The 10514-nt window shown below is 70.2% G+C and carries 6 protein-coding genes; 3 read left to right on the top strand and 3 right to left on the bottom strand.

The features are described from left to right. A partial coding sequence (locus P3W85_RS43295) for a c-type cytochrome (protein WP_276269339.1) occupies nucleotides 1–2724 on the top strand: 2724 nt, incomplete at its 5' end. 445 nt (nucleotides 2725–3169) lie between these two features. Next, nucleotides 3170–4480, top strand: a complete 1311-nt coding sequence (locus P3W85_RS43290) for an MFS transporter (protein WP_276269338.1) — start codon at nucleotides 3170–3172, stop codon at nucleotides 4478–4480. A gap of 162 nt (nucleotides 4481–4642) precedes the next feature. Here P3W85_RS43290 and P3W85_RS43285 read toward each other — a convergent pair whose 3' ends face one another. Beyond that, nucleotides 4643–7504 carry a hypothetical protein gene (locus P3W85_RS43285; protein ID WP_276269337.1) on the bottom strand — a complete coding sequence of 954 codons (2862 nt, stop codon included), beginning with the start codon at nucleotides 7502–7504 and terminating at the stop codon, nucleotides 4643–4645. 370 nt (nucleotides 7505–7874) lie between these two features. On the opposite strand from P3W85_RS43285, the gene P3W85_RS43280 reads away from it, so the two are divergent. Beyond that, complete coding sequence (locus tag P3W85_RS43280; RefSeq protein WP_276269336.1) at nucleotides 7875–8561, top strand: hypothetical protein; 687 nt, start codon at nucleotides 7875–7877, stop codon at nucleotides 8559–8561. A 49-nt stretch (nucleotides 8562–8610) separates the two neighbouring features. On the opposite strand, the gene P3W85_RS43275 is transcribed toward P3W85_RS43280, so the two are convergent. Both P3W85_RS43275 and P3W85_RS43270 read right to left on the bottom strand, forming a co-directional pair. Further along, nucleotides 8611–9597, bottom strand: coding sequence for a VTT domain-containing protein (locus P3W85_RS43275; RefSeq protein ID WP_035812532.1), 987 nt, complete (start codon nucleotides 9595–9597; stop codon nucleotides 8611–8613). A 199-nt stretch (nucleotides 9598–9796) separates the two neighbouring features. Next, nucleotides 9797–10318, bottom strand: coding sequence for a hypothetical protein (locus P3W85_RS43270; protein ID WP_276269335.1), 522 nt, complete (start codon nucleotides 10316–10318; stop codon nucleotides 9797–9799). Nucleotides 10319–10514 lie beyond the last annotated feature (196 nt).

The raw sequence follows: 10514 nt of genomic DNA, 5'->3' as shown, positions 1-10514 counted from the left end.
GCCCCGCCGAAGCAGGCCACCGCCCCGGGTACGCCGATGGCGCGCCGCGTGCTCGCGGCGCATGGTGACATCATGCAGGCCAGGGCGGATGCCGCCGGCCACAGCGCACAGGACTATCGATGGCCGCTCGCCGGCCTGCAGCCGGCCGGCTGCACCGCCGTCGCCGACTGGCGCGACGGCGCGCTGCGCGTCTGGCTGCCCAGCCGCAACCCCGGCGCCCTGCGCCTCGAGCTGGCCGCCCTGCTGGGCATCGGCGAGGACCGCATCACACTGATCTGCTGGCAGGCCATGGCGGGCGAGGATGCGCAGCACGCGCACCACGCCGCGGCCGATGCCGCGCTGCTGGCGCACGCCGCCGGCGGCGCGGTACGCATGCGCGTGGAAGCCCATGAGCTTGGCGCCACGCGGGCGCTGCTCAACACCCATGTCGAAAGCGCATGGAAGGCCGAGGGCGACATCGCCACCTATGCCGTCAATGCGGCCGTCGATGCGCGCGGCGGCCCGGCGGTGGCATCCGCGCTGCCACTGGCGCTGTGGCTGACCGGCACGCCAGCACCGGTCAGCGAGATCGAAACGCATGCGCCCGTCGAGGATCAGGGCAAGGATGACGCCATCCTGCCGCCTTACCGCTTCGACGGCCTGAGCGTGACGCAAACCGGCACGCCCGGCTTGCCGCGCGCAGCCGGCACGCCGGCCCAGACGGCAAGGGCTTACGTGTTCGCGCACGAATCGCACCTGGACGAGGTGGCGGCAGCCAGCGGGCAGGACCCGGTGGCCTTGCGGCTGCGGCATATCGACGACGCACGCGGCGCCGGCCTGGTGCGCCGGGTCGCGGCGCAGGCCAGCTGGCAGCCGCGCGGCGAACACGCGCAAGCACGCAACAATGTCCGGCGCGGGCGCGGTTTCGCCTACGCCAGCACCATCGAAGCCGGGCACGCCGATGAAGACCCGCCGGTACGGAACTGGTCCGCCTGGGTGGCGGAAGTCGAAGTCGACGCCAGCACCGGCGAAGTCAGCGTGACCGGCGTCACGCTCGGCCATGACAGCGACGCGGGAGAGCCAAGCGCGGGCAATGCGCCGGCCTTGCAGCAGCAAGCCGAACACGCCGCGCGGCAGCTCACGGCCGGCAGCAGTTTCGACAGCTGGCCCGCTCAGGCGCTGGCGCCATTGCCTGCGGCGCTCAAAGCCGGCCTGCCGGCGCTCGCCACAGCGCAACTGCCGGAAATCCGCCTTGCCGGTGCGCTGGCCGGTGCGCCCACCACCCTCGGCGCCAGCGCCACTGCAATCCTGCCCGCCGCGCCCGCAGTGGCCAACGCCATCTTCGACGCGACCGGCGTACGGCTGCGCGAGCCGCCGTTCAGCGGAGAACGGATCCGGCTCGCGCTTGCGGCGCAGTCCAGCGCGGACGGCAACGGCAAGCGCGGCACCCGCCGCAGGCGCAACTGGCTGCTGGCCGCGGCCACCGCCACCGCCGGCCTGTTTGCGGCCGCGATGCCCTGGCGCGCGCCGATCGCACCGGCGGCCCCGCCGGCGGCGGGCTTTTATTCCGCCGCCACCATCGAGCGCGGCCGGCTGGTCGCCGCCGCCGGCGACTGCGCGGTCTGCCATACCTCGCCCAATGGCGTGCCAAACGCGGGCGGCCTGGCGCTGGACACGCCGTTCGGCACCATCTACAGCACCAACATCACGCCCGACGCCGAGACCGGCATCGGCAACTGGTCGTACGCCGCCTTCGAGCGCGCCATGCGCGAAGGCATCCATCGCGACGGGCGGCATCTCTACCCGGCGTTTCCGTACACCGCCTTCGCCAAGGTCAGCGAGGCGGACATGCAATCGCTCTACGCCTACCTGATGGCCGCCGAACCGGTACGCGCCAGGGCGCCCGGGACGGCGCTGGCCTTCCCCTACAACCTGCGCCCGCTGATGGCCGGCTGGAACCTGCTGTTCCACAGCCCCAAGCCCTTCGAGGCGGACCCGGCACGCTCGGCGCAGTGGAACCGCGGCGCCTACCTGGCCCAGGGCCTGGGTCATTGCAGCGCCTGCCATTCGCCGCGCAACGCGCTGGGCGCCGAACGCGGCGGCCGCGCCTATCTTGGCGGCGGCGAGGCCGAAGGCTGGGAAGCGCCGCCGCTGGGCGAGCTATCGCGCGCGCCGGTGCCGTGGACCGAGCAGGCCCTGTTCGCGTACCTGCGCAACGGCTACGCCCCGCACCATGGCGCGGCGGCCGGACCCATGGCGCCGGTGGTGGAAGGACTGGCACAACTACCCGAGGAGGACGTGCGGGCCATCGCGCACTATGTCGCGTCGTTCGGCGACGCCGCGCCGGATACCGCTGCCAGCGAACAGGCGATGCTGCTGGAACAGCGCAGCGCCACCGCGGCCCGCACCCTCGGCGGCCCGGCCGAACGGCTGTACCAGAACGCCTGCGCGGTCTGCCATCAAAGCGGCCAGGGCATCCGGCAGTTCGGCATCAAGCCATCGCTGGCGCTCAACACCAACCTGCATGGCGACAGGCCCGACAACCTGATACGCGTGCTGCTCGCCGGCATCCCGGCGCCCGCATCCAGCGAACTGGGCTATATGCCCGCCTTCGGCGAGAGCCTGGACGACCGCCAGCTGATTCAGCTGGTGCACTACCTGCGGGCGCGCTTCGCCCCCGGCAAACCCGCCTGGGACAACGTCGACGACACCCTCGCAAGACTGCGATCCTCACCCGCTCATTAAGCGGCCACTGAACAAGATAAGGCGCATCCGAGACATTCGGATCGCCACCTTTCCCGGCAAGCCCGCTTGCCGCCGACCGCTGCCGCGCGCGCTTTCGCGCCGCGCGGGAAAACCCCGAGGAGAAAACCGCCACCACGCCCTTGCCAGCTTTTTTCATGTAGCTTACGCTGAATGTTCATGTAGAAGGCACTACATGAGTGCCGGATGAAGGAACCCGGTGCCGCCCCTGCACAAGGACGGCGCACAGCGCAGCGGCTGACGTGCCTTGCGCCGCGCACCGGAGCACGCATTGCCCGCCTGGCCAGACGGAAACCACAAGAACCGCCCCATCCATCACTGCACAGGCGCTGGCCCGCGGCTTGCGTAGGCAACAGCGCAGCCAGCCGCCCGCAGCGGTGGCGAAGACACCCAACGGTAGACAACGGTAGAAAATCAAGGAGTGAACATGTCGTATCAGTACCAAGACGGCGCGGCGGCGGTACTACCCGCCCCGGCCCAGCCAGATGTCTACCGCAAGGTGACCTGGCGCCTGATCCCGTTCTTCTGCGCCTGCTATCTGGCCGCATACCTCGACCGCATCAACGTCGGGCTGGCAAAGCTGCAGATGCTGGACGACCTGCATTTCAGCGAAACGGTCTATGGCCTGGGCGCCGGGCTGTTCTTCGTGGGCTACATCCTGTTCGAGGTGCCGAGCAACCTGGTGCTGCAGAAGGTGGGCGCGCGCATCTGGATCGCCCGCATCATGGTGACGTGGGGCCTGCTGTCCGGTGCGACCATGTTCGTCAACACGCCAACGCAGTTCTACGTGCTGCGCTTCCTGCTGGGCGCCGCCGAGGCCGGCTTCCTGCCCGGCGTGCTGCTCTACCTGACTTACTGGTTCCCCACGCACAAGCGCAGCAAGATCATTGCGCTGTTCATGATGGGCCTGCCGCTGGCCAGCATGATCGGCAGCCCGATCTCCGGCTGGATCATGACCGCCTTTGCCGGCATGCACGGCTGGGCCGGCTGGCAGTGGCTGTTCTTCCTGGAGGCCATTCCCTCGGTGCTGCTGGGTGTGATGGTGTTCTTCTACCTGCCCAACGGTATCGACAACGCCAGCTGGCTGCAACCCGACGAGAAGCGCACCCTGCATCGCAACCTGGAAACCGATGTGCTGGTGGAAAGCAGCCACTCGCTCAAGGCGGCCTTCACCGACCGCCGCGTGTGGATGCTGGGCCTGATCGACATGTGCCTGCTGATGGGCACCTACTCGATCGGCTTCTGGATGCCGACCATCATCCGCGACTCCGGCGTGGCCAGCCCGCTGCACATCGGCCTGCTGACCGCCATCCCGCATGCGGTGGCCGTGGTGGCGATGCTGCTGAACGGCGCCCATTCCGACAAAACGCGCGAGCGCCGCTGGCATATCGTCGTTCCCATCCTGGCGGGCGCCGCCGGCCTGGTCGCCAGCACCTTCGTCACCGGCTCCACCAGCGCCACCGTGCTGATGCTGACGCTGGCCAACGTAGGCATCGTGGCCACCTTCCCGGTGTTCTGGTGCCTGCCGTCGACCTTCCTGAGCGGCACCGCGGCGGCGGCGGGCATTGCGCTGGCCTGCTCGATCGCCAACCTCGGCGGCTTTGCCGCCACCTACCTGCTGGGCTGGCTCAAGGACACCTTCCATAGCCCGAGCGCCGGCCTGGTGCTGTTCGCGGCCTGCCTGGTGGGCAGCTGCTTCCTGGTGCTGGCGATGCCGGCCAAGGTGGTCAACCGCTAGTGTTCCGGGCTTGCTGCCAACGGCAAACATTCACCGGGGCTGCGGCTGTTCGGGCTGGGCCAGGTGGTGCGCAAGACATTGTCGCCGGCCGAAGCCGTACAGCCGGTGCTGGAAGCGCTGGTGGGCTTCGGGCGCTGAGCGGCGCCAGCGCGCCCCGCGGACTCAACGCGCCCACAAGGCTCGCGCTACAGCATCGCCATCCGCCCCGCCGCCGAAGACGCGCTGGCCGATGGCAAGCCCAAGCGCGCGGTAGCTCTCCCACTGCGCTTCATCGAAGAACTGGTCGCTGGTGGGCTCCTGCGGAAAGGCGGGATGCCCGGCGCCGTATTGCCGCACGTCCGCGGGGGCCGAAGCGATCGGACATGGCTTGAGCAACACGATGCGCGATACCGGACGGCGCGTGCCGGCCGGCTCGTCGGCGCGAAACACATTCAGCAACAGCGCGCATTTGTCGCTCGGCGTGCGGCGCCCTTGCGGGGAAAAACTGGCCGGCGTGCCGAACACGCTGCCGAGCACCGCGTCGCCGGCGGCCGCGGTATCGACCACGATCTCCAGTCCCAGGTCGATGCGCGCCAGCCGGATCAGGTTGGCCAGGTCGCCGAACTGGTAGCGCGGATCCGCTCCGCAATCGCACAGCACGATCAGCGCCACCCGGCGCTCGGGGCGCAGCAATTCATATACGGCCGTGTTCTCGAAGTGGCCGCCGTCCGACAGATACTGCCAGCCGCGCCGCGTGCCATGAAAGCGCGCGCTCAGCTCGCAGGCGAGATAGTACTGCGTGCGGAACAGCGTGATGAAGCCGCCCAGCCAGGGTGCGCCGGCGCACTCCGCCTGCACGCGGTCGCGCTCGGCGCCGCCCCTGCGCGGCGCGCTGCCGGCATCCAGCGGATAGGACGGCCACCAGGTGCCCAGGCGCAGGTTGGCCAGGCCGAGCAGCAACGAGGTGCCAAGCGTGGTGGACCGCCCCAGCCCCGTGGACACCGCGGCGCCCGAGGTTGCGATCCAGTCGCCCAGCGTGCGCGACTGGGATAGCTCGCTGCCGCCCGCCTTCCAGGTCTCGGGATAGTAGAGCTGCCCATCCACGGTGAAGCGCACGAACGCGTCTGCAGGGATGGCGCGCGCGGCCGTGTGCGGCAGCATGAAGGGCCCCGGCGCAATGCACAGCGGCTTGCCCTTGCGGTCGCGCTGCACCAGTTGCTCGGCGGGATCCACGGTAAGGTTGAGCGTCACGTTGATCAGGTGCAGCGGCGCCAGCATGGCGGGATCGTAGTAGGCGTTCAGGCTGAGCGAGTCGCCATCCTCGGGCTCCGCCACGCTGAGCCTGGCACGCTGGATGGCATGCTGCTGCGCGGGCCCGGCGCCGCTGCCGGGCATGAAGCGCTTGCCGTTGGAGCCCCCCAGGTAGGCCCGCGTGAGGCGGGCCGCGTAGAACGGCTGCAGGGTCGAGAGGTTAAGGAAACCGGCGAAGCGCCCGGCGATCAGCGTGAGCCCCAGCGCCAGCACGCTCAGCGTGCACAGTACCGGCGTGGTGTAGGCGTTGCCGAACACCATCCAGTCGAGCGGTTGGCCGCCGTTCCAGCGCACCCACAACACCAGCCACGACCACAGCATGAAGACCAGCAGCGCCACCAGCGCCGCGCCAATGCCGGCCAGCAAGGACACCGGCAGGCGCGACAGCCATGGATTGCCGCCGCCGGCGCCGCCTTTGCCGTCGACCAGGCCCGCGCCGTAGCGCACCAGCCAGACCAGGCCGCCCGCCATCGCCGCCGGACCGAGCGTGCCCCAGGGGTGGCCGGTGTTCTGCGTGTAGAGGTAGAAGGTACGCCCCACCGTGTCCGCCGCGCCCAGCGCCGCAAACCAGAGCGCCGCGCCGACACCGTTGCGCAACGCGCGCGTGGCGCGCACGCGATAGGCCTGCACGGTAGCCGGCTGCTCCCGGCACAGGGCGAAGCAGCAAGCCACGCCGAGCAAGGTCAGCACGGCCGCCGCCAGCAGCAGGCGAGGCAGCACCAGGCCCGGCGTCAGCCGGTTCAGCCATGCCGCCAGGCCCAGCATGGCCACGCCGGCCAGCGCGGCCAGGCGCGTGGCCGCGCTATCGAAGCGCAGCGCCGGCCGCGCCTCGCCGGCGTGCGGGTAGACCAGCCAGTAAGCCACGCCGGGCGGCACCGCGAACAGCAGCAGCGCGGCCAGCGGCAACCACAGCAGCTCGCTCCACCAGATTGCCAGGCCACCCTCGTTGAACACCTGGCGGGCATCGTGCAACAGGTCCATCTCGTGCCGGCCCAGGTCCAGCCAGTTGCCCACGGCGAGATGCCGGAGCAATGCCAGCACCGCCAGCAGCAATAGCAGCGCGCTGCCGATCACGTATTGCATGGCAAACCAGTTGCGCACCACCAGCGCGCCGGCGTAGAGCGCATCGCCGGCGCCGGTCGGCGTGAGATAGCGGCCGTTCTCGCGCAGCCACGCCACCGCTGCGCGCCCGGGATCCGCGACGTAGGAGGTCGAGGACCGGATACGCCCCGGCGGCTCCTGCTGCAGGGTACGGTAGGCAAGCGCCGCAGCCTCGGCCGGCGCGGTGCCGGGCTTCAACCGGCCTGGCACGAACAGGCTGCAGAAGAACGCGCCCAGGTAGCCACCGCCGCTGACCGTGGAGAGGTAGTCGAACTGGCCGAGCAGCGCGGTGGTGGCCGGCGGGGGCGCCGCCGTGGGCGCGTTCGGGCCATCGCCTTCCTGCACGGCATCTTGCAGGCGGACCTGGACGTTGTCCGGCGGGCCGTCCGGCGCAGCGTCCGGGGTGACCGCATGCAGCACCGGACCGGCCGGATCGGCTACCGGCGGCGGCGGCGCCTTGGCCAGCGCCTGCATCACCCCCAGGCAAAAGGTAGCGCTGCGGATGCCGCCGCCCGACAGGGCCAGCGCCCAGTGGCTGTCGCCGTCGCGCAAGCGCCTGGCAATACCGAGTTGCCGGCGGCGGCGCGCAATGCGGGCCAGTTCGTCTCCGGAAGCCTGGTCTTCGACTGGCATGCCGATCCTCCGTGGCAGATCCCCGCCCAAGTATAGGCGGCGCCACGGCGTGCCGAGGTGCTGGTGGCCGATACGGAGATGCTCAGCAAGCTGTTGCCGTGGAAGCGCCTGGAGCAAACCCGCGGCATCGTGGCGAGGAGGGTGGCCGCCGGGCCGATGTGCGGGCAGGGAGCAAACGCTATGGCGAGGTGGCGCTGCACCACGCGGTACTACGCGGGCCCGATCGTGGCCGTGGGCGATTGCCCGCAGACCCGCGACGGCCGGAGGCGGGATGTGCGCCAGGCCACACGCGGGCATTTTCAGCGGGCGCGCTTCGGTGTATGGTTGCGCTCCTGACGCAGTCCCTGCCTTTGCGGCCATTTTTTGCACCATGTCCAGCCTGAACGCCACCGACAACCCCGCGCTGTCCCGCTGCCTGTCCACCCTCGCCGCCTGCGCTGCCCTGGCCGCGCTGCCGGGCTGCGAACGCAATGAACCCGCTCCGGCAGCGCCTGTCGCCGCGTCGGCCTCGGGCCCCCAGGCGGCGCGGGCCGACGACGCCGCGCAGCCGGACGATGCCCCTGCCTTCGCACCCGCGCCGCTGACCCGCCCGCTGGTGGCCCTGCGCGGGCTGACCAGCATGGCGGATGTCCAGGCGGCCTGGGGCAAGCCGCCCAACATCACGGCCAACCAGGAAGAATGCGGTACCGCGCTCGACGAAGAGCACCTGATGGACTATCGCTACCCGGATGCGCTGATCGAGGTGGGCCGCAGCGGCGACGCCGTGATCCGTGCCCTGCATGGCATCCCGGACGGGCTGACGCTGCGGCTCGAAGGGCATGACATCACCGGCGCCTCGACGCTGGCGCAGCTCAACGCGGCCTTGCGCAAGAACCCGCACTGGAAGATGGCCGAAGCACCCGGCAAGGTACGCAGCCCCGCCGACCGCGACGAGGGGGACCCCCTCGAACAGCTCGCCTACACCACGCTCTACACGCTGGACGGCGACGGCGACCAGTACCGCCTCTACTTCCTGGGCGAGCGTCTGGTGGGCTACGCTTACTGGGTCGGCTGCTGACGCGCTGGCGCGGCAGCGTCTGCTGGCAGGTTTGCGCCCCCGCGCCAGGTCAGAGGAGCGGGCCGGGGCCCTTCACGCGTGGCGCCAGCGCCGCGGCAGCCTCCGGGCCGGAAGCCGTATGGGGCGCGACACCGTGCAGCCGCTTCCATTCGTCGAAGCCGCCGGCCAGCGCCCAGGTGTTGGCATAGCCGGCGGATTTCAGCCGCTCCGCCAGGATCGCGGCCGACACTTCATTCGGGCATGCGCAGTAGACCACGATCTCGGTGGTGACCGGATGCGCCGACAGCAGATCCAGCGGCGCGTTCAGGTCGACGGCCAACGCGCCAGGGATCCGCTCGGCCACCTCGCTGCGCACGTCGAGCACCAGCGGGAAGCGGTCGCCAAGCCGGCGCTCCTCCAGTTCGCCCACCGACATGCGGGGCACGCGGCGGGTGCGGCGCAGCAGGCGCACACGGCGCACGAACTTCCACGCGACAAAGGCGGCAAAGGCCGCCGCCACCACCGTCACGGCCATTGGTCCATACGTGCTGAAGGCACGCAGGATGACTTCGACGAAATCGGTGAACACGACGCCGATCAGCAAGGCGCCGCCGGCCCACACCAGCGCGCCGAGGGCATCGTAGAACAGGAAGAGCGGAAATGGCGTAGCCGTCATGCCGGCCATGGCGGTGGACAGCGCGCCGGCGCCCGGCAGCAGCTTGGCGAACACCAGCGAGCGCGGACCCACGCGCAGGTACAGCGACTGGGTCTGGCGGATGCAGCTGTCGGGCGAGATCGAGACGCGGCAGATGGTGCGCAGCATGGGCTGGCCAAGCCGCTTGCCGGCGAAATACCACGCCGTGTCGGCAATCAGGCAGGCCAGGATGACCGCCGCCAGCACCGCGCCGAGTTCCGGGCCGCCCTCGCGCATGCCGAGCGCGCCGGCCACCAGCAGCATGGGAACGGCCGGCACCGGCAGTCCGGCCTGCTCGGCCAGCACATTGAGAAACACGAGCATCACGCCGTGACTCTCCAGCAAGGACTGCAATTCACCCACACCCGTCTCCCGCGCCTTCGCATGTTCCGCCCGGTCGAGGTATCCGGCGCGGGCACAACGCCCCACGCCGACGGGCATAGGCCATAGTGTGCCACCAGGCCAGTCCGGCGCAGCGTGCCATCTTGCACGGGAGCATCAAATTCCGTGAACGAACAGGCGAGCCCCATCGCGATGCCGCGCGCGCGACGCGCGCAGGCACTCAGCGCGGCTTGCGGTACTCGTTCTCGATCCAGTCGGCAGCGCTGGCCTTGCTCAGCTTGAAGCCAGGCGAAACCCGCACCTGGGCCAGTTCAGCGCCGTTCTCGTCGCTCGCGCTCAATACCGCGTAGGGATTGTCCTCGTCGGGCACGATGTCCAGCGCCACGCTGATGCGGGCTGTGTCCGTGTCCACTATCACGCTCTTGTGCAGCATGGCGTGCAACTGCTGCTCGTGGCGGCGCAGCACCTCCGAGGCGGTCTTGACCAGCGTGGAGAATGCGTTGGCATCGAGCGGCTTGGGATTCTTCTTGTCGCGGCCCATGGTCCAGGGGCCGACCAGGGCGGGCTCTGGCTCGCCGTCCTTGATCATGGCCACCGCCCAGCCGTCATCGTCCTCGTTCTTGATCACGCGGGCGGTCCAGCCATCGGCCCGCCACAGGCGGGGTTCCTGGATCTTCTCCACGGTTTCCCCGGCGGCATCCGGGTCGTCGGCGTCGGGGGAAAGGTCAGGCTGGTCGGTCATGGCTGGATTCGCTTCGGGGAATTCGGGAATGCGCGGAACACCGCGGGTGCCGCCATGGGCCCGCCGCGCGATGCAGGGGCAGCGGCCTGCGGGCGGCGGCAGACAAGGGGGCGATTTTACCCGCCCCGGCGCGGGGCGGGCGCGAGTGGCGTACGGCCCACTATCGCCCCCGGTATTCAATGCACGAATCCCCCCA

Origin of the sequence: Cupriavidus basilensis, assembly GCF_029335485.1 — a bacterium.
Classification (GTDB): domain Bacteria; phylum Pseudomonadota; class Gammaproteobacteria; order Burkholderiales; family Burkholderiaceae; genus Cupriavidus; species Cupriavidus basilensis_E.
The sequence above is the reverse complement of the archived record's forward strand: the minus strand, read 5'-3'. Positions and strand labels throughout refer to the sequence as shown.

Coding starts and splice junctions, on each gene's coding strand:
- P3W85_RS43290 (WP_276269338.1), top strand. CDS start 3,170: ATGTCGTATCAGTACCAAGACGGCGCGGCGGCGGTACTACCCGCCCCG.
- P3W85_RS43285 (WP_276269337.1), bottom strand. CDS start 7,504: ATGCCAGTCGAAGACCAGGCTTCCGGAGACGAACTGGCCCGCATTGCG.
- P3W85_RS43280 (WP_276269336.1), top strand. CDS start 7,875: ATGTCCAGCCTGAACGCCACCGACAACCCCGCGCTGTCCCGCTGCCTG.
- P3W85_RS43270 (WP_276269335.1), bottom strand. CDS start 10,318: ATGACCGACCAGCCTGACCTTTCCCCCGACGCCGACGACCCGGATGCC.